General features: G+C 40.8%; 16 protein-coding genes. 10 read left to right on the plus strand and 6 right to left on the minus strand.

The features are described from left to right. Positions 1–35: 35 nt before the first annotated feature. The 4 genes from ABTV71_RS07570 to ABTV71_RS07585 all read left to right on the plus strand — a co-directional run bounded on the left by ABTV71_RS07570 (position 36) and on the right by ABTV71_RS07585 (position 8,017). Positions 36–1,499 (plus strand): SusF/SusE family outer membrane protein, encoded by a 1,464-nt coding sequence (locus ABTV71_RS07570; protein WP_433902749.1) that lies wholly within the window; start codon positions 36–38, stop codon positions 1,497–1,499. A gap of 80 nt (positions 1,500–1,579) precedes the next feature. Beyond that, a complete protein-coding gene (locus tag ABTV71_RS07575) occupies positions 1,580–3,331 on the plus strand; it encodes a glycoside hydrolase family 66 protein (RefSeq protein WP_433902750.1) in 1,752 nt (583 codons plus the stop codon). A 9-nt stretch (positions 3,332–3,340) separates the two neighbouring features. Further along, positions 3,341–5,845, plus strand: a complete 2,505-nt coding sequence (locus ABTV71_RS07580) for a glycoside hydrolase family 31 protein (protein WP_433902751.1) — start codon at positions 3,341–3,343, stop codon at positions 5,843–5,845. A gap of 12 nt (positions 5,846–5,857) precedes the next feature. Beyond that, the gene (locus ABTV71_RS07585; protein ID WP_433902752.1) at positions 5,858–8,017 is read left to right on the plus strand and encodes a glycoside hydrolase family 97 protein; all 2,160 of its coding nucleotides are present in this window, start codon (positions 5,858–5,860) and stop codon (positions 8,015–8,017) included. 441 nt (positions 8,018–8,458) lie between these two features. Here ABTV71_RS07585 and ABTV71_RS07590 read toward each other — a convergent pair whose 3' ends face one another. Beyond that, positions 8,459–8,908, minus strand: a complete 450-nt coding sequence (locus ABTV71_RS07590; protein WP_433902753.1) for a DUF1569 domain-containing protein — start codon at positions 8,906–8,908, stop codon at positions 8,459–8,461. Positions 8,909–9,200: 292 nt separating this feature from the next. Here ABTV71_RS07590 and ABTV71_RS07595 point away from each other — a divergent pair, with 292 nt between their 5' ends. Then, positions 9,201–12,197, plus strand: coding sequence for a DEAD/DEAH box helicase (locus ABTV71_RS07595; RefSeq protein WP_433902754.1), 2,997 nt, complete (start codon positions 9,201–9,203; stop codon positions 12,195–12,197). Positions 12,198–12,367: 170 nt separating this feature from the next. On the opposite strand, the gene ABTV71_RS07600 is transcribed toward ABTV71_RS07595, so the two are convergent. After that, the gene (locus ABTV71_RS07600) at positions 12,368–13,192 is read right to left on the minus strand and encodes a KilA-N domain-containing protein (RefSeq protein WP_433902755.1); all 825 of its coding nucleotides are present in this window, start codon (positions 13,190–13,192) and stop codon (positions 12,368–12,370) included. Between the two features lie 309 nt (positions 13,193–13,501). Between ABTV71_RS07600 and ABTV71_RS07605 the strand changes: the two genes are divergently transcribed. After that, on the plus strand, positions 13,502–14,032 hold the full coding sequence (locus ABTV71_RS07605) for a cysteine hydrolase family protein (RefSeq protein WP_433902756.1): 531 nt from the start codon (positions 13,502–13,504) through the stop codon (positions 14,030–14,032). 58 nt (positions 14,033–14,090) lie between these two features. Next, on the plus strand, positions 14,091–14,417 hold the full coding sequence (locus ABTV71_RS07610; RefSeq protein ID WP_433902757.1) for a hypothetical protein: 327 nt from the start codon (positions 14,091–14,093) through the stop codon (positions 14,415–14,417). A gap of 307 nt (positions 14,418–14,724) precedes the next feature. Here the strand turns inward: ABTV71_RS07610 and ABTV71_RS07615 are convergent, their stop codons facing one another. From ABTV71_RS07615 to ABTV71_RS07630, 4 genes are read right to left on the minus strand one after another with little or no spacing between them, the layout of a single operon-like run. Then, a complete protein-coding gene (locus ABTV71_RS07615) occupies positions 14,725–15,786 on the minus strand; it encodes a cytochrome-c peroxidase (protein ID WP_433902758.1) in 1,062 nt (353 codons plus the stop codon). Next, positions 15,783–16,100 carry a DUF3817 domain-containing protein gene (locus tag ABTV71_RS07620; RefSeq protein WP_433902759.1) on the minus strand — a complete coding sequence of 106 codons (318 nt, stop codon included), beginning with the start codon at positions 16,098–16,100 and terminating at the stop codon, positions 15,783–15,785. The genes ABTV71_RS07615 and ABTV71_RS07620 overlap by 4 nt, the downstream gene beginning before the upstream one ends. Positions 16,101–16,137: 37 nt before the next feature. Continuing rightward, positions 16,138–16,599: a hypothetical protein gene (locus ABTV71_RS07625; RefSeq protein WP_433902760.1), complete on the minus strand. Its 462-nt coding sequence runs from the start codon at positions 16,597–16,599 to the stop codon at positions 16,138–16,140. Between the two features lie 39 nt (positions 16,600–16,638). Then, positions 16,639–17,019 (minus strand): rhodanese-like domain-containing protein, encoded by a 381-nt coding sequence (locus ABTV71_RS07630; protein ID WP_433902761.1) that lies wholly within the window; start codon positions 17,017–17,019, stop codon positions 16,639–16,641. 338 nt (positions 17,020–17,357) lie between these two features. Here ABTV71_RS07630 and ABTV71_RS07635 point away from each other — a divergent pair, with 338 nt between their 5' ends. From ABTV71_RS07635 to ABTV71_RS07645, 3 genes are all read left to right on the plus strand, one after another. After that, on the plus strand, positions 17,358–17,945 hold the full coding sequence (locus tag ABTV71_RS07635) for a TetR/AcrR family transcriptional regulator (protein WP_433902762.1): 588 nt from the start codon (positions 17,358–17,360) through the stop codon (positions 17,943–17,945). 230 nt (positions 17,946–18,175) lie between these two features. Then, positions 18,176–18,703 carry a DUF420 domain-containing protein gene (locus ABTV71_RS07640; RefSeq protein WP_433902763.1) on the plus strand — a complete coding sequence of 176 codons (528 nt, stop codon included), beginning with the start codon at positions 18,176–18,178 and terminating at the stop codon, positions 18,701–18,703. 66 nt (positions 18,704–18,769) lie between these two features. Beyond that, positions 18,770–19,906 (plus strand): efflux RND transporter periplasmic adaptor subunit, encoded by a 1,137-nt coding sequence (locus tag ABTV71_RS07645; protein ID WP_433902764.1) that lies wholly within the window; start codon positions 18,770–18,772, stop codon positions 19,904–19,906. Positions 19,907–19,919: the final 13 nt, after the last annotated feature.

Below are 19,919 nucleotides of genomic sequence, written 5' to 3' on the forward strand. Positions count from 1 at the left end.
CCTTTTGGTAATTAACCAACTAACAAATTTAAAAGATGAAAAGACTATATTATATTATCAATTTGATCTTGATTTCGTCCTTGTGCTGTCAGTCCTGTAAAGACGATTTTAACCATGTCCTCTATCCTGATGGCCCCTTAGAACTCAGTGTCTCGACATCAGATATTGTATTGAATGTTGCCGCCCCGGAGCAGGAAGCTGTCGTATTCGATTGGACATCGGGTTCTAATTTTGGAACGAATGCAGCCATCAAGTATACCCTTGAAATCGGTGAAAAAGGGAAGGATTTTAAGCCTGTCATTAGTAGTACTTTTGAGAAAGGATTGCGGTCACAAAGATATGTTACCAAAGATTTTAATCAATTGTTGATTGAGAAGCTTGGCATCACAGCAGGAAGCGGAGCACAGCTGGAAGCTCGTGTCACAGCAGAGGTTCAAGACGGGCAAAGTGCAGCACAGCTGTCTCAAATAATTAGTTTAAAGGTCAAAACCTACAAGCCGGTTACCGAAACACTCTATATCCTTGGTAGCGCAACAAGCAACGGCTGGGATGCGAATAAAGCCAGCAAGATGAATCCGATACAGGGTACGCCAGGAGCCTTTATATGGCAAGGCGTACTGAGCCCGGGCGAGTTTAAGTTTATCAGCACTTTGGGCAATTTTACACCTTCGTACAACAAAGGAACAAGTAATGAAAAGCTCTATTATCGTGAGTCGGAGTCAGATCCCTACGATGTTCCATTTACCGTTGCCAAATCTGGACTATACCAAGTCAAAGTCAATCTGATCGATCTATCTATTGCCATTGCCGAAATTGAAGGAGCTATGTATGATGCACTGTGGTTTGTGGGTGGCTTTACCGGTTGGAACTTTCAGCCTATGGCGAAAGACCCGAATGACCCCTTTATTTTTACCTATCATGCCGTCTTAAACTCTGGTAATAGCACAGACGAGTTTAAGATTGCAACGAAGCCAGATTTTGATCCAGGCGTTGTCTTTTTGCGCCCGGAGACAGATCAGCAAGGCGTTGGAACAGACCTACCTGTCGTCAAGTGGTCAGAGAGTGAAAATAAAAATGATTATAAATGGCGGATTAATAAAGGAACCTATAAGATCAGGCTGGATCTACGGACCAATAAAATTACCATTGCTCCTTTTACACCGTTTGCGGCTATTTATCTTGTGGGCGATGCGACACCCAATGGTTGGGATATTGCCGCAGCAACCCCCATGGTCAATGGTGATACACCCCACAGATTTACCTGGTCTGGAACACTTAAAGCCGGTGAATTAAAGTTCAGTTGCGATAAACAGGCCGATTGGAATGGCGCATGGTTTTTGGCCTCACAAAATGGCAGGATACCCTCAGGGCAGACCGAGCAGATGATCTTTAGCAAGTCTGGCTCTAATCCAGATAATAAGTGGAAAGTGACCACTCCGGGTATCTACAGTATCACACTGGATCAGCTACAGGAAACAGTCACAATTATCAAACAATAAATCAATCTTAAGCTTTTTCCTCCATCAACAAAATGGAGGAAAATAATAAGCTTCTGAGTGCATGATATAATTATTTACAGATGAAACGAATATTCAGACTTGTGGTTGCCAGCGGGATGCTTCTAAGCGGGAGCTGCAACAACTATTACGATATTGACAAAGATCCGATCACCTATGGGCAGACCTATTTTAAGCCTGTCATCAATACAGATAAGGCAGTTTATAAACCTGGGGAAAAGATCACATTTACAGCTGCCATCTCCGACTATAATTTGAGTGTCGCCTATACCTATCTGGGCGAAATGATCAAGGAGGAGCCGCTTTCGCAGTTGAGCTGGACCTGGACACCACCTACGACAGACTTTCGGGGCTACATGGTCTATCTTTTTAAAACTGGTGATACAACTAAAAAGCCGCTCTACAGCATAGCCGTTGATGTATCTTCTGACTGGCGCAAGTTTCCACGGTATGGATTTGTATCCAATTATGATCGCCTTGATCAGCAGGCAATACAACGCAATGTCGAAACGCTCAACCGTTTCCATATCAATGGAATCCAGTTTTATGACTGGCAGATGGATCAGCATAAACCTTTGGCCGGTTCAGTATCCAGTCCGGCTGATTCCTGGCTGGATCTTATCGGCCGGACTAATTACAAATCTACCCTGGATGGGTATATTCAGGCCGCTCATGATAAAGGTATGAAAGCGATGTTCTACAACTTGTTGTATGGCGCTTTGTCCAATGCGGCAAGTGATGGGGTATCCGAACAATGGTACCTTTTTAAGGATAATCAACATCAGGAGAAAGATAGGCATCCCTTGAATGCACCCTTTCGCAGCAATATCTATTTGGTCGATCCCGGCAACTCCGCCTGGCAGACCTACATTAACAAAAGACATCAAGATGTATTTGCGGTCTATAATTTTGACGGCTATCACATCGATCAGTTGGGAGACCGCGGAAAACTATATGACTATACCGGCAAAGAAGTGAAACTAGAGCAGCGCTACGGCTCATTCATAGCAGCGTCAAAGAAGGCTTTTCCGGGTAAGTATCACGTGATGAATGCAGTTAATCAATATGGTCAGGAGTCTGGGATAGCATCATCTACTGTTGATTTTTTATATACCGAAGTTTGGGAACCCAACAAATCATACGATGAATTGGTGAAAATTATTCAGGACAATGACCGTTTTGGCAATTACAATAAGAATACCGTATTAGCAGCTTATATGAACTATGCTAAGTCCAATCAGGCTGGCTTTGTCAATGAACCAGGTGTGTTGCTGACCAATGCGGTCATTTTTGCCAATGGAGGGGCTCACCTTGAAATGGGAGAACATTATTTGACCAATGAATATTTTGCAAATAACAACCTGCAGCTTAAAGGAACAACAAAGGAAAAGCTGATCCAATATTATGACTTTATGGTCGCCTACCAAAACGTATTGCGAGACGGTGGTACAGCCGCGGTCTTTAGTGTCACCGGTACAAACGCTTTGATTATTAGTAATGGTAAAGCAAGATCAGGCAGTATTACAAGCTATGGGCGACATTTTGCTAACCGTGATGTAATCCATTTGATCAATTTTAAGGATGCCAATACTATGGAATGGCGCGACACCAACGGGACCCAACAGGAACCCTCCCGTATCGATGGCCTACAGATCAAGCTCGACGTGACACGTACTGTCAAGCGAGTATGGTTGGCATCGCCCGATATGCAAGGGGGCGTCGCTATTCCGCTTACTAAAGCGCAGACAGGAAATAAATTGACCATCGATCTGCCGGGGCTCAAGTATTGGGACATGGTTGTGATCGAATATTAAAAACCTATTATGCATAAACTAAAATCTTTTTATTTGATGCTGTTTTGCCTGATCTCCATCGTTCATGGAGCAGCAGGGCAGGTGATGAAAGCGACACAATGCCAAGATTATCAGATCGAGGGGAGAAAGGTGACTTTCAATTGCAGCGACGGTGCTAAGCTGGAGTTTTATTTTTGCAGCAGTTCTGTTGTTCGGATATGGTATGATGCCAGCGGCACACTACAAAGGAAGAACGCTTCCTTTGCAGTAGTTCATGAACAGCTTGAGGACATCGGTGAAATCAAGGTGAATAACGAACCGGCAAGCTTCGAAATCTTCACCGGAAAGCTGCGTGTCCGCCTCAACAAGGATCCCATGCAGTTGCTGATTTACGATAAGTGGCAAAAGTTGGTTTTTAGTGATTATAAAAGTCTTGGACACAGCACGAGCGGCACCAAAACCGTGGCACATAAAGTACTGCGTCCCGATGAGCAATTCTTTGGCCTTGGCGAAAAGACTGGACCGCTCAATCGAAGAGGCCGGTCTTACAAGATGTGGAATAGCGACAAACCCTGTTATAGCAGTCAAGAAGATCCATTATATAAGAGTATTCCTTTTTTCATGAGCAGCTACCATTATGGTATTTTTTTGGACAATACCTATAAAACAGCTTTTGACTTTGGAACCAGCAGTACAGAATCCTATTCTTTTGAAGCACCAGATGGTCCCTTCATCTACTATTTTATCTATGGGAAGGATTATAAAGAGATCCACCAGCAATATATCGCATTGACTGGGAAACCGATCATGCCACCAAGGTGGGCGTTTGGTTTTGCGCAGAGTCGTGGACTTTATACACGGGAAGACCAGGCTTTGGAGATCGCTTCCGAATTTCGAAAGCGGGAAATTCCCTGTGATATCATCTATCAGGATATAGGCTGGACACAGGAACTGCAAGATTTCAACTGGCGTAAAGGAAATTATAAAGATCCCAAAGGAATGCTCAAAAAGCTGAATGATCAAGGATTTAAGATGATTCTCTCACAAGATCCAGTGGTGTCGCAAGCAAATAAAAGTCAGTGGCAGGAGGCCCATCAAAAAGGATATTTTGTCAAGGACCGCCGTACGGGTACATCTTATGATATGCCTTGGCCATGGGGTGGTAATTGTGGGGTCGTTGATTTTACAAATCCATCTGTGGCCGACTGGTGGGGGCAACTCCAGCAGAAACCTCTAGCCGATGGTGCGGGTGGTTTCTGGACAGATATGGGGGAGCCTGCCTGGAGCAATGAAGAGGATGTTGATCGGCTTCATATGCAACACCAGTTAGGCATGCATGCCGAGATCCACAACGTATACGGTCTTACCTGGGATAAGGTGGTGAAAGAGCAGTTTGACAAGCATAATCCCAACAAGCGGATCTTTCAGATGACACGCGCATCTTATGCCGGACTTCAGCGCTATACCTTTGGCTGGTCTGGCGATAGCGGCAGTGGGACCGAGGTGACCGAAGGCTGGAGCCAATTGGCCAATCAGGTTGCGGTCGGATTATCGGCGGGTCTTGGCGGTATTCCGTTTTGGACGACAGATATTTCAGGTTACTGTGGAGATATTACAGATTACCCTGCTATGGCAGAGCTGTATACACGTTGGATGCAATTTGGTATTTTTAATCCATTGAGCCGCGCCCATCACGAGGGCAACAATGCGGTCGAACCCTGGTTATTTGGTGAGGTCGCCGAAAAAAATGCCAAGACAGCCATTGAACTCAAATATCAACTGTTTCCATATCTCTATTCCTATGCGCACAAAGCGCATCAGACTGGTCTACCTATATTAAGGGGCTTGTTTATGGAATTTCCACAAGACGACCAGGTTATTGGGATCAATGATCAGTTTATGTTTGGACAGGAAATCCTTGTGGCCCCTGTGCTGAAAAAAGGCGAACGGGTCAAAAAACTCTATCTGCCCGATGGCGAATGGATTGATTTTAATGACAAAAAGACGGTATACCTTGGGGGGCAGCAGATTGCCTACCGCGCACCTCTAAACCGAATCCCGATGTTTGTCAAAAGAGGTGCTATCGTACCCATGATGCCGATCATGCAATATATCGGCCAGGATCCAATGCATCCGCTTTATATCCATATCTTCCCCAATTATGAGGGTGAGTCCGCTACATTTGAACTTTATGAAGACGATGGAGAGACACAGAATTATCTCAAAGGTATTGGTTCTACGACACGCTTTACCTGCACAACCCTGGCTGAAGGCGATTTTGAAACAGCTATTCAACCCCGGGATAAAGGATACACACCTGCCAAAGGAAGGCAGCTCTACTTATGCTATCATCTTGAAAGCAGGCCCAATGACGTCACCATTGATGGGAAGACCATATCCTATGCTGTTGTGGGCAATAATCGAACGTCAACGATAAAAAACAATGAACCGAGCTGGACATGGGATGCCCATCAGGGAAGCTGCATCATTAAACTGACGGATGATCGAAATGCGAAAAATATAAAAATCCACTAATTATCATAAAAAATGAAGAAAACTACACTCTTGATGAGTTTATTTTTAATCACTTTGGGACTTCGGGCCCAAGAGCTGCTTTCGCCTTCGGGAAAATTGAAACTTCAGTTTTCACTGGATGCATCAGGTGCGCCGACATATAGCTTGAGTTATAAAGGCCAAGCTGTCATCAAACCCAGCAAGTTAGGGTTGGAATTGACCGGCAATACCAAGAAAGTTGAATTTTCAGGGGCGGGAGAAGGTGATAGAGAATCGTTATCCAGTTCATTGTATGACCAGTTTGAACAGACGGCACAAGAAAGTAAACAGGTTGATGAACGCTGGAATCCTGTTTGGGGCGAAGAAAGTGAGATTCGAAACCATTACAACGAACTAACCGTTAGCTTGCAACAGAAAACGTCCAAAAGAAAACTTGTGGTCCGTTTCAGATTATTTGATCAAGGTTTAGGATTTCGCTACGAATTTCCCGAACAAAAAGAGATGACTTATCTCGTTGTAAAGGAGGAAAAAACACAATTTGCAATGAATGGCGATCATACAGCTTTTTGGATTCCCGGAGATTACGATACCCAGGAGTATGATTACACCAAGTCTCGTCTGTCTGAAATCAGAAGATTGATGGCCAAAGCGATTACGCCCAATGCCTCGCAGACCCCATTTTCGCCTACAGGGGTACAGACGGCTTTGATGATGAAAAGTGACGACGGGCTATATATCAATATCCACGAAGCGGCTTTAATCAATTATGCCTGTATGCATCTTCATCTGGATGACAAAAATTTTGTGTTTCAATCTTGGCTTACACCCGATGCCAATGGGACCAAAGGCAATTTGCAGACACCTGCCCGGAGCCCCTGGCGCACAATTATGGTGAGTGATGATGCCAGAGATATTTTGGCTTCCCGTATGACGCTCAACCTCAACGAACCCACTAAAATTAAAGATCCTTCGTGGATAAAGCCTACCAAATATGTAGGTGTATGGTGGGAGATGATTACCGGAAAGAGCGAGTGGTCCTATACCTATGACCTTCCTAGTGTACATCTAGGTGAAACTGACTATAGCAAAGTGAAGCCTCATGGCAAACATGGTGCTACGACGGCGAATGTAAAACGTTACATTGATTTCGCAGCAAAACACGGGTTTGATGGCGTGTTGGTTGAAGGCTGGAATATTGGCTGGGAAGATTGGTTTGGCAATGCCAAAGATCATGTGTTTGATTTTGTCACACCCTATCCCGATTTTGATCTGGTGAGCATCCGGGATTATGCCAAGCACAAGGGCGTCAAGATGATTATGCATCACGAGACCTCGGGAGCAGTCCGCAATTATGAGCGCTATTTGGATAGCGCTTATAGATTTATGAAAGATAATGGTTATGATGCTGTCAAAAGTGGGTATGTAGGCAATATTATTCCCAGAGGCGAATATCATTATAGTCAGTGGATCAATAACCATTATCAATATGCCTTGGAGAAAGCTGCTAAGTATAAGATCATGGTCAATGCGCATGAAGCCGTACGTCCGACAGGTTTATCGCGTACTTGGCCCAATCTGATCGGTAATGAGTCTGCACGTGGCACAGAGTATCAGGCATTCGGGGGGAACCATGCAAACCATGTTACCATTTTACCTTTTACACGGCTTATCGGAGGACCGATGGACTATACACCGGGCATCTTTGAGATGGACATCCAAAAGATCAATCCTAAGAATACATCCCATGTCAATTCTACCTTGGCCAACCAGCTGGCCTTGTATGTGACCATGTACAGTCCATTGCAGATGGCAGCCGACCTCCCTGAGAATTATGAGCGTTTTATGGATGCTTTTCAGTTTATCAAAGATGTTGCTGTAGATTGGGACAGTAGCCAATATATCGAAGCAGAACCGGGAGAATACCTAACGATAGCCCGTAAATCAAAAGGTAAAAATGAATGGTTTGTCGGGAATGTCAGCGGGGAGAAAGGACATGAATCTATCTTGGATTTTGGTTTTTTAACAACGGGCAAAAAATATGAAGCTACGATCTACGCTGATGCTCCAGATGCTCATTACAAAACCAATCCCCAGGCTTATGTGATAAAAAAGCTTAAAATAAATAATAAAAGTAAATTAAAACAAAGGTCTGCACCTGGCGGTGGCTTTGCTATTCGGATTGTGGAATTATAAAAATCAATGATCTAAAAACTAAAAGTTGTAGGTGGCAACTTGGTTATGGATTGTATGTAAGCGCCCCTTAATCAGTAATGATTAGGGGCGTACAAGTTAGGACTGAAATCAAAATCAAGGCTGGGATTACAGCTATCATTAAACCCCGCTTTCGAAACTCGCTTACGAGAAAACCCTGACCTCCCCCTTCAAAACAGGACATTTTAAAAATAGAGTTTCGGACGTATCGTTAAATATGCTTCGGCCAGTGCAACTAGTTTGATTTAAAAATCAAACCCCAATTCGGATAGCATTCGTTTGTGATTATTCATAAAATATTTCATCAGTTTATATTGTTCGGTATCCTGATATGCAATTAGCTTTATTCCATTTTCAGATACCTGCCATAGAACGAACCCCTTATAACGCCTGACCCATGTAGCGGTTTCGTGGCTTTTTGGGTTACGCTCCAAACTGCTTTAAATGGTGGTTGCAATGTTTGTATATGAACTGACCTAATTGCGCTCTGGACATTCTACCAAAGAACCAATGTACAAATGTATCTTTTTCAAATGTTCCATATTTCTCGATTAATAATTTCCAATTTCGTTTCTCCATTTCTAAATCATGTATGTCTTCATTTACGATAAATACAGCGGATGTGGGGGCGTTTTTGCCAAAACTTGTTGTTTCATCTTTCAATATCCCCTTTATCGCATTTTGACCAAACATTCGCCCTAAAAATGAACGCTTAACCTTTATGGATCCTTGGTAATATTGTTCACATAATATACAATGCCTGACCATTTGCGTTACTGTCATTTTCCCCCAAAGAGCATCGCTGTCCTCGTGTAATAAATTAATTCTTTCGATGACAGCTTCTCTTATTTTTTTCTCAAATATTGATTTCATATTAGGAACATTTATCCATTCTATCTGGATTTTGATGATTTGCAGTCTTACAAATCTAGGAGTTTTGTTCTTTGATCGACTTGACATAGGATAAGAAATAATCCATTCTTTTACAGAAACTTGAAAATTTATTTTTGCTCCACATACAGATGAATTAGGGGCTGTTGACAGCAGTTGACTCGTTGTGAGAACAAGATATATGAGTCGATTTTATTAATTTATTGAATAACTATTGATGAAAAAAATAGCTATCTTTTAAGCAAATACCAAATGGAATATTAAAAGTGAAAAGATGAGTTATCTCGAAACACTAAAATATTGGCGCAATTCATTGGCAGATGCGACCAGACCAGCTATTAGACTTGACGAAGGGAAAGTAAGTTATATTATAGAAGGAATAGAAGCTATTGATCTTTCAATCGGGAAGCTATTGCCTGACCTGGCCGAAAAGATCATTAACCGTGAGAGTGTCAAGCTAAATGATCAAAATGGCATAAAGGATCGCAAAGATTCTGAATGGGTTCAACTCAATCAAATATCAGTACTGATTAGTCCTTTCGTTATCAATAGTAAAGTGGGGCATGGTAAGAGTATTCAGGACGAAAATCTGATGCTCCCTTTTTTGATAAGAGCCAATTTGGATAACACTGGCGGTTTGTCCATACCAGACGAAACGATGCCATATGTTTGCCGGGACTATTTGGAGCCACTTCCTCCCCAGTCTCTGGATTATGTATTTTCCTCGGTCGATCAAGTGGATCAAGCATTTTCAGATGTTTTTGTCGGGACAGATTGGAAACAATATTACCGATATATTGCTGATCAGTTTTCTGCAATGACCGATCAGAATATCAATAGTTATATGGCTATTGATTATGAGAAATTTGAACGTTGTGTTCTGATCGTTGACGAATCGATCCAAATGGCGGCAGATGGTATTGTCAAGCTTTACGACCATCTTATTCATCTGAATATAGAGAAGCTCCCACTTTTAACAAATTTGACGCGGTTTGATTCCACCAGTCTCAGGCCGTTGATTCCTTATTCAGAATTCGTCCAGAGGAGTATCTCCCATCTCGGTCAAATGGGGTACGAATATCCACTTTCCGTTACGCAACGACAAAGTTTATACGAGATCAATCGGATGGAAGATGGAGAAGTTATTGCTGTAAATGGTCCTCCGGGAACGGGCAAGACAACGTTATTGCAGAGTGTGGTCGCCAACGAAATTGTGAAATCGGCGCTAAGGGGAGAAGAGCCTACGGTAATTTTAGCTTGTTCGACCAATAATCAGGCTGTTACGAATATTGTGGATAGTTTTCAGCATGTAAAAACAAAAAATGAACCGTTATATTCAAGATGGATTCCAGGTATCAACAGCTTCGCACTATATCTTCCCGGTAAAAAGAAAGAGGTGTCAGAGCAGATACCTTTTCAGAAATTAAATGGAGGAATAGCAGATCGTATTGAAAATGAGAATTTCTTATATAAGGCAAACCATACATTTATAGGCAATTTCCATCAACATTTTCCCAATCAGAACTTTATTAAAGCGCCCGAGGAAGTAGCTCGATTCCTGCGAACAGAACTTTTAGCTCGTGAAGATGCACTTAAGCAGGGAAGTAATTATTGGAAAGCATATATAGACATCCGGCAACTGTTGGGTGAATTAAAGTATAAAGAGGAAATTGATCTTGGACAGAAAGATTTTCATGCCCAAATCAGTAATATCGCCGATGAGCTTAAAGAAGGGGAGAAGATTAAAAATGATTATTTTTTAAGAGAAGCTTGGTGGATTAAAATTTTTATCTTTTTACCCTTTGTTGCTAGGATCCGGGAACAACAGCTTAAGGCTCTATTCCGTGGTTTTACATTTGATTTATCTACGGTTGATATGAAAAGGATTAAGGATATCGATCAGTTTTTTGAATCAAAGTTCGAGCTCCTGCGAAAAATAGAAGACCGGCTTCGCCAATGGAAAGCTTGGAAAGAGAAGAATAATATTTATTCAGATCCGCCTTTAAGTGAAAGTGATTATTTAGCTGTTGGAAATGATAAAAGATCATTTTTCTTTGACGAATTGGAAACGGGGCTGAAGAATGAAATGTTTTTCCTGGCAGTTCATTATTGGGAGGCGCGTTGGCTGTCCGAGATTGAACAGGCCCTTGATGAGAAAAGCCACTGGAAAACTGTGGATCACTTTGCTCTGGCGCGCTGGCGACGCTTTAGTATGCTTTTTCCATGTTTTGTATCTACTTTTTATATGGCCCCCAAATTTTTTCAGAAATTAAAGTTTGAGGGAATGGATGGCGATGGGAGGAAAAAATGGGATAGTGAGCCTTTGTATTCTGGTATCGATTATTTGATTGTCGATGAAGCCGGTCAAGTAACTCCTGAAGTAGGTGCTGCGACTTTTTCTCTCGCAAAGAGAAGTATAGTTGTCGGGGACATTCTTCAGATAGATCCCGTATGGAGCGTCAGCAAACCGGTTGATAAAGCAAATCTGTACAAGCATACATTGTTAAAAAATGAAGGTGACTATAGCGTATTGAGCGATGCAGGCTTTTTATGTAGCACGGGGTCGCTCATGAAATTGGCACAAAAGACTACACCTCATCACGAGAGAAAAAAGCTGTCGCGAGGTTTATGGTTGACAGAGCACCGTCGTTGTTATGATGAAATTATAGACTATTGTAATCAGTTGGCTTATAAAGGGCTTTTAGAGCCTAAGAAAGGAGCTGCACCAAGTAGTTTAGTACTACCACCGATGGCGTTTATCCATCATGATTTTGATACAGATCCATCTCCGGTCAGCAAGGCAAATCGAGAAGAGGCGTCGCTTGTAGCGAGATGGATTTCCGAGCACAGTATACAGATTCTGTCTTATTATCAACAATTGGAGGAAGCTGCCGCAGTCAAGGAGGATCGGAAGGTCAAACAATTGATTATAGGCGATCTGATTGCAGTGATCACACCGTTTGCAAGGCAAAAATCGGTTCTTAAATCAGTCTTACAAAAAGCAAATATTCCAATGAAGAATTTGACCATCGGTACTGTCCATGCATTGCAGGGCGCGGAAAGACCGATCATTCTATTTTCATCGGTTTATGGTCCAAATATGAAAAATACCAGCTTTTTCTTTGATATGGGACCTAATATGTTAAATGTTGCGGTATCAAGGGCAAAGGATTCATTTATTACGTTCGGTCACGATAATTTATACAAAAATAATGCGAATCGTAGCCCTTCATCCCTGTTATATAAGTATATGAATAGAGAAACAAGTTAACTTTCAATTCCTTACTTTTAAACGTGTCACTCTAGAAACTGATGTTAACTATAATCAAGTTGATGTAGTGTTTATTGATGCCTTTATGGATACTTGCCTATTGGTTTTTGACGAAGATGTTTCCAATGAATTTAGAACTATTGATTGCCTTGGCTCATCATGGCGACGTACTATTTCAATTTTTTAACGGCCTTACTTTCTACGAGCGACTTCATTTGTGTTACCGCTACTTTATTCAGTTGCATAAGCCGTTCATTTTGTGGTACTCCTTGGTGAATTAATAACGCGTTTATACTTTCCATGTTGCTTAGTACGACCAACTGTTCTATAAACGAGTAGTCTCGAATATTGCCCTTTTTATCAGGATTAGTATCTCGCCATTGTTTGGCTGTTATTCCAAATAGTGCGATATTCAGTATATCGGCTTCGTTGGCATAAACGGAATTTGACTGTTGTTTGGTGATTTCTGGCGGAATAAGATTTTCTTTGATAGCATCTGTATGGATTTGATAATTCACCTTAGCTAGCGTTCTATTTAAATCCCAATTTAATTTCAAACGATTGTTTTCATCGTCTTTTAAACGTTGAAACTCCTTTATTATATAAAGTTTAAACTCGATTGAAATCCAGGAAGCGAATTCTAGTGCTATGTCCTTATGAGCAAAAGTACCCCCGTACCTTCCAGCTTTAGAAATTATACCAATTGCGTTGGTATTTTCTATCCAACGTTTTGGGGTCATCACAAAACTATTGAGACCAGCTTGTTTTCTAAACCCCTCGAATTCGAGGGGTTTAAAATTAGGGTTGTAAATACTTTCCCAAAAACCTAAGAGTTCAATGGTATTGCGATTTCTCATCCAATTTTGGATAATGCTATCTATATGTGTCGAATCTTTGTGTCTTGCAATATCCGTAAGTGATATGTAATCACTTTGATGTTCTTGATATAGGAGAATATCTACTCCTTGTACATTAATTTTTTTATTCTTAGTCATGCTTTTAGATTTGATAAGTTCTTCCCGTCAGCTCGAGAAAACTAGACGGCATATTGGCTATTACAATTTTATTTTACTTTTTATGAAGATAAATATACTAAAAAAAATAGCAATATATGGATAGATATATAAAGATTTAGAATAAAACCTCAAGCCCTTCTTTATTTTACTTCGAATCCCCTGGTTTGATTGCTTGAATTGTTCCTATATAAAAAATGTTTTTATCTAAATTTTTGTCCGATACCAGACGGATGATGTTGAGTAATGAACATTCGGTATATTTATCAATAATATAGATTTAGTTCACAAATGAAAGCCTTATTAATTATAGATATGCAACTGGGCAGTTTTAGACCCTATACGCTACGACATGACACCAAAGGTGTCATTGATCGGATCAACGAACTTTCTCAACAGTTCAGAAAGAGCGGTGACCCGGTTATTTTTATACAACATGATGGCACAAAGGAGAACTGTTTCCTTCCTGGTACAGAAGATTGGTCTTTATTGCCTGAATTGATCAGAGGCCCTGAGGATATATTTCTTTCTAAGACAGCGAATGATTCATTTTATAAAACTGATCTTCAGACGATATTACAGCGTAGGGGAGTGAAGGAACTGATCGTGACGGGATGCGCTACCGATTTCTGTGTGGATGCTACGATAAAATCAGCTTTGACGAGAGACTATTCTATTACCGTGGTTGCTGATGGACATACCACCGCTGATCGACCCATGATCCCAGCTCGGCAAGTGATTCAGTATTTTAACTGGCTATGGTCAGAGATGACACCGATAGAAGGGGGGATTAAAGTCGAAACGTGTGATGCAATTTTATAATTTATATCAAAACAAGATAACACGTCTAACATATAGAGAAGACAACAACCCTTCAGTTATGGATTATATAGCAACAGGAATTGATACCGATATATTTTATTTAATTTTGAAATTTTTACAACAAAATAAGTGGAGATTAGATTTTGAATATGATGAAAAGATGTTTGATAAAGGAATAGATTTTGATCTTTATCAATTTAGTAAAGATGGCGAAATAATCCTACTGGCCTGGGACAACTGGTTTGAAGGAGAAATTAAAGCCAGCAAAAAAAGATTAGAAGAATTATCTGTTCATTTTAATTTTGAACTTTTTGATAAAGGAACAGCTTACCTTCATCAAACTGACTTAATGCAGAACATGAGCAAGCTAATTAAATTCTATTGATAAGTATTGTTACTGTTATAAATCTGATTAATCAAGCTTAAAAGTGTTATCCAAGTCATCACAGAGATCAAAGTAGGATGAACATCTTATGAAAAGAAGAATCATGCAAATGTTAAGGGGTGAGTCCGGTTTTTTAAAGTTTTGCTTTTCTAGTATTCTTTATTGTCTGCTTGCCTTGTTGCTTGTTAGCTTTATGGGAGGCTTAATTGCCCTTTTGCTAATTTGTTGCTAAGAAGAAAGCAATTTGTACCCTGTCTACTAATGGATTGAAAAGCTAAAATTGTTCAATTGGAGTGCGTAAACCTGTTCATGGTCGTTGAAATCTTGGATCGGTTAAAAAGTCTTTGTCTGTTAACGTTTTTAAAAAAGCTATAATTTTGCTTCTTTCACCAGCAGAAAGCGTAATGCCTATTTTGCCATTTTGCTGTAATTCTCCATCCAGATTAGAATTCTGCTTTATGCCTTCAGTATAATGGTCTAGCACCTCTTCCAGTGTCCCGAGTCTCCCATCATGCATGTAGGGCGCCGTGACTTCAATATTTCGGAGTGAGGGCACACGAAACTTTCCAATATCACTTGCCAAATGGGTCGAACTACTTTTTCCAGGGTCTCGCGATATGAGGTCTAGTCCGTTATTACGGTAACTCATATCTGTGAATAATGGCTCCTGATGGCATACGCTGCAATTTTTTTTAAATAAAGTATACCCTTGTTTCTCCGTATCCGTAAAGATGCCACCATTTTCATGTCTGGTATATTTGTCGTACCTTGAATTAGCAGATACGAGCATAGTCATGAACTGTGCAAGTGCGTTCAGCATTTTTGTCGAATCTATAGCTGTTGAACCAAAAGCAGCTTTAAAAAATCTCTTATAATTACTGTTCGATCGAAGTTTGTCAACTGCATCCGCCATGCTGTTGGCGATTTCACAAGGATTGGTAATGGCGTTGTGAGACGATAGTTGCAATTCTTTGATGCGTCCATCCCACATAAATTCCTTTTGCCAAGCAAGATTAAATAGTGCCGGAGCATTTCTTGTTCCGGTACATTGTTTCATACCTTGACTCAACGCCTTATTTTCGTCTGAAAAAGCTGCAGCTGCATGATGGCAGCTTGCGCACGAAATGGAATTGTTTAGGGAGAGCACCCGATCATAGAAGAGAAGCCTTCCAAGTTGGAACCCGGCTGGGGTTATCTGTTGTTGACCGAACGGAGCTTTTGGGGTAGGAAAGTTGGGCGGTACAGTAAAGTCTAGCTTTACGGATGCTGTATCATAATTTAAAGGAGAAGGTCGGATATGGTATCCCACAAAAATAATGATCAAATTTATGAAAGCTATACTAGCTACGATTATCGTTTTCTTATTCATTTAGCCTCCATGATAGGTTTAAGAATACGCCTGTCGATATAAAATGTACCAAATGGGATAAGGCACGCAAGTAATACTTTCCAAGTTATTTGTCTGAATTTCCAGTGCCTTTCGACCCCCACACTAAGTGTTGATATAACAAACCATAAAAAGAGCATACCATGGATTGGTCCAAGCGCTTTAACTAGCATGGGCTGTTGTCCCCAATATTTTAGTGGTACCGCAATAAAGACAAGGATAAGGAGCGAAATACCTTCCAGATAACTGAGCAGCCGCAGGCGGCCCAGCGATGTTTTAAAAATTTGACTTAACATTTGTACGTTGAAAATTAGTAGCGTATAACGAATTGATTTAGAATATGCGTAGATAGGGACGTGCTGCCAGGGGAGAAAACGGCCATGGAATCGCGATTAGTATAATAAGTAATGCTGCGGAAAACCACCATAGCATGGTTTGATATTTGGCTTGGTCTTCCTGCATACGTTTGGCTTTAGCTGAGCCGATCGTAATCAACACGATTGCCACTACCGCAAGCGAAATATGGATATATTTGAAGAAAACATGCGGATTAGCCATCGAACCCAACCCGTCAGTCGTTTTAGCTAGGACAATAGGGCTTTGGATATAAAGTGCCATTCCGATCAATAACTGAATATGGGCAATGGTTGCAGTCCAGTGACGAACAGCATTGGTCTTGGTACTGAATTTTTTTTTCAATCTCAATCCCCTGAACGCGGTAAATATGGCATAAACTAGGCTACCTAAGACAAACCATCGAATAGCTGAATGACAAACAAGAAAAAAGTAATACATAACATTTTTTATGGATAATAGATAAAAGATCAAGGGTTCTTATTTTGCTGACCGATGTTTATGGTCTTCTAGTCGTGTGACCAGATCCTCCCAGGATCCGCCGTTGTAAACATGCTTTAAACCTCTAGATTTCAATAAACCTACAGCTCTGATGCTCCTCACACCGTGTGAACAATAGGTTATGATGAGACGTGTAGAATCGAATTTATTCAAGGGGACAAATTCAATACTATCTATCGGTATATTGATCGCTTCCTCCATATGCCCTTTTTGAAATTCTGTAGGGCTGCGAACGTCCAGTATGATGGGATTACTAAGAAGTACGCGGTCTAATGTGCTGTCGGTTCTTGATGAACTGAATAACTTATAAAGGCCCAATAGGGCTACAAATAATAAGAGAAAAAAAATGCGGTATATCATATCAAAACAATACTTTATAAAAAGTACTAACTAGTATGTTTTTATCTAAATGCCTAAATGATGAAATTTCTAACTTAAAAATTGCTTCAATGTTGGGTAAATAAAATTACATACTAACTAGTATGTTTGCAAACATATTAAAAGAATCTAGTGTTTTGATTTTAATAGGGTCATTTTACCGTCAAAAACATTTTATATCCAATTAGCCCCGAATAGCTAAAGAATAAAGATGAAATGACTACTTCCTTTAATTTTTCAGTTTTACTTAAGAATGACAAGTGGGGGGGACAAGTGGTGCATTTGCTGTGTATATTTGCGACATACTAATTGGTATGTTTATGTCAAAAGCACAGGCAACAAGATCAGATATTCTCAGAAGAGCAATGGAGTTGATATACAAGCAGGGTTTTCAATCGACAAGTATTGATGACATCTTGGCTACAACACAAGTGACCAAAGGAGCCTTTTACTATCATTTCAAAAATAAAGAAGAGATGGGTATAGCGTTGATAGAAGAAGCTATGCATACGGAGATTTGGCCAGACATTCAAAATTCACTTTCATCAAGCTCAAATTTTCGAGATAACATCTATAAAATGATGGATAAACTTCTCTTTAAACATCCGTTTATGACGGTTGAGCATGGTTGTCCGGCTGTAAATCTTATTCAGGAGATGGCTCCGCTGAATGACGCATTTCGGTTAGCATTGAAAAAATCGTTGAATAAATGGGAGAGAGCGATCGAAGCTGAGATCATACGGGGGCAGGAGACAGGCCAGTTAGCGCGTTCGCATGATGCCAAACAGATAGCGCTTCATATCATAACATTATACCATGGTGTCAGAAATATGGGCAAGTTATTAGGTAAACCCTATTACGTATCATTTCTAATCGAATTTCGACAATACCTCGATTCATTGAAGTAAATTTTTTTTGATAAAAACATACTTATAGTATGTTTTGGTTGACTTATTAAAATTTAATTTTTACGTATTAAAACATACTAATTAGTATGTTTGAAAAATATCACACGCGATGAAAACTTTTTTATACTCAAAAACATACCGCTTAGTATGTTTTAATTGTTGGAATAAATGTTTATCCGTGCTTGCACGAATAACAGCTCAGTCATCAATCACAAAATATCTATAAAATAATGCCATACAAAAATTCTATATTACTTATCTGGGTACTCACCATTGTTATCAATGGTTTAATCCTGCTTACTTTTTTCATGCCAAAAGTAAGCTTGGTAGCAGGCTGTGATTATTCCAGCCTGCCCATGCTCAATGCAATTTTAAATGGTTTAACCTTCTTTTCGTTGCTATTTGCATTGTTTGCAGTTCGTCGTAAAGACATACTCCTGCATCGAAGTTCAATATTTCTTGCCTTCTCCTTTACCTCCTTATTCCTGTTTTCTTATTTGCTTTATCATTTCTCTATGCCCTCTACCAGTTATAAAGAAGATGGCATATTGCGAGAGGTTTACTATTTTATTTTGGTCACGCACGTTTTGCTGGCAGCCATTATTGTGCCCCTTGGCCTCTTAGCCATGGCTTTTGCGCTAAATAATCGAATTAACCAGCACCGCAAGATTGCCCGGTGGACTATGCCGATCTGGTTGTATGTCAGTTTTACTGGAGTGGTCGTATACTTACTGATTAATCCGTACTACCAGCACTGAATAACTCAAGAAATTCAGCATTCACTCATATTCTTACACATTTCTATTATATCAAATCAAATTTTTATGAAAAAAAATCTGTTACTCGGAATTGCAATTCCAGTTATCATATTTTCTTCCTGCAAACCAGGTCATCAACCTGTTCAGGAGCCCAGTGTTCCTGAGGTTCCAGTGCTGGTTTTAAACAAGACCGATACGGTGGTTTATACAGAATACCCGGCACAGCTGGAGGGGCTTACTGACGTCGAGATCCGCCCCCAGGTGAATGGAATCCTGGAAAGGGTTTTGGTTCAGGAAGGCGCCTATGTGGAAAAGGGCCAAGCACTCTTCCTGATCGATTCACGTCCATACCGGGAAGCATATAACGATGCGAAAGCACAGCTATCCATAGCGCAGGCAGAAGTACAGACCGCAAAAATTGAAGTCGAAAAGCTAAAAGCACTCGTGGATAATCGAGTTGTATCAAACTATCAGCTGAAAACAGCACAGGCTAGCTACGACGCAGCAGTAGCGGGTGAGCGAAAAGCGATGGCACAAATAGAAAATGCCAAAATCACCTTAAATTTTGCCACCATTAAAGCTCCTGTAAGTGGTTATATCGGCCGTATCGGAAAGAAAACAGGTAGTCTTGTTGCTCCATCCGATGCCCAGTCATTGACTTATCTTTCCGACAATAGGGAGGTTCACGCTTATTTTTCTGTTGGAGAAGCTGATTTTGTCGCTTTTAAGGATGGTCTGCAAGGTCTTTCAATCGACGAAAAATTAAAGAACAGCGCTGAGGTAAATCTGGTGCTTTCTGGTGGAGCTGATTATCCCGTAACAGGTCGGCTTGATATGGTTGATGCAGCATTCGATAGGTCTACTGGAGCAATCACCCTAAGGGCTACCTTTCCCAATAGGCAAGGTTTGCTTCGTTCAGGCAACTCAGGCCGTATTAGACTTGGCCTGAGGCAGCATGGTGTAGTTGCTGTACCCCAGGCAGCGACATTCGAAATGCAGGACAAGCTCTTTGCTTATGTCGTTGACCAGCAAAACAAAACCCGGCAGGTCGCATTAACGGTTACCGGAGCTGCCGGAAATAGCTATTACATTTCCAACGGCCTGGCTAGTGGGGACAGACTTATTTTAAAAGGTCTGGAGTCCCTTAAAGATGGAATGGCTGTTAAGCCCGAGATATCATCCGATAAAATGGCGAGCAACTAGTCACCTTATTTTA

It is taken from the genome of Sphingobacterium puteale, assembly GCF_050986225.1.
GTDB classification, from domain to species: Bacteria; Bacteroidota; Bacteroidia; order Sphingobacteriales; family Sphingobacteriaceae; genus Sphingobacterium; species Sphingobacterium puteale.

Coding starts and splice junctions, on each gene's coding strand:
- ABTV71_RS07590 (WP_433902753.1), bottom strand. CDS start 8,908: ATGAAATCAATATTTGAGAAAAAAATAAGAGAAGCTGTCATCGAAAGA.
- ABTV71_RS07615 (WP_433902758.1), bottom strand. CDS start 15,786: ATGAATAAGAAAACGATAATCGTAGCTAGTATAGCTTTCATAAATTTG.
- ABTV71_RS07595 (WP_433902754.1), top strand. CDS start 9,201: ATGAGTTATCTCGAAACACTAAAATATTGGCGCAATTCATTGGCAGAT.
- ABTV71_RS07640 (WP_433902763.1), top strand. CDS start 18,176: ATGCCATACAAAAATTCTATATTACTTATCTGGGTACTCACCATTGTT.
- ABTV71_RS07620 (WP_433902759.1), bottom strand. CDS start 16,100: ATGTTAAGTCAAATTTTTAAAACATCGCTGGGCCGCCTGCGGCTGCTC.
- ABTV71_RS07610 (WP_433902757.1), top strand. CDS start 14,091: ATGGATTATATAGCAACAGGAATTGATACCGATATATTTTATTTAATT.
- ABTV71_RS07630 (WP_433902761.1), bottom strand. CDS start 17,019: ATGATATACCGCATTTTTTTTCTCTTATTATTTGTAGCCCTATTGGGC.
- ABTV71_RS07625 (WP_433902760.1), bottom strand. CDS start 16,599: ATGTATTACTTTTTTCTTGTTTGTCATTCAGCTATTCGATGGTTTGTC.
- ABTV71_RS07580 (WP_433902751.1), top strand. CDS start 3,341: ATGCATAAACTAAAATCTTTTTATTTGATGCTGTTTTGCCTGATCTCC.
- ABTV71_RS07635 (WP_433902762.1), top strand. CDS start 17,358: ATGTCAAAAGCACAGGCAACAAGATCAGATATTCTCAGAAGAGCAATG.
- ABTV71_RS07605 (WP_433902756.1), top strand. CDS start 13,502: ATGAAAGCCTTATTAATTATAGATATGCAACTGGGCAGTTTTAGACCC.
- ABTV71_RS07575 (WP_433902750.1), top strand. CDS start 1,580: ATGAAACGAATATTCAGACTTGTGGTTGCCAGCGGGATGCTTCTAAGC.
- ABTV71_RS07585 (WP_433902752.1), top strand. CDS start 5,858: ATGAAGAAAACTACACTCTTGATGAGTTTATTTTTAATCACTTTGGGA.
- ABTV71_RS07570 (WP_433902749.1), top strand. CDS start 36: ATGAAAAGACTATATTATATTATCAATTTGATCTTGATTTCGTCCTTG.
- ABTV71_RS07600 (WP_433902755.1), bottom strand. CDS start 13,192: ATGACTAAGAATAAAAAAATTAATGTACAAGGAGTAGATATTCTCCTA.
- ABTV71_RS07645 (WP_433902764.1), top strand. CDS start 18,770: ATGAAAAAAAATCTGTTACTCGGAATTGCAATTCCAGTTATCATATTT.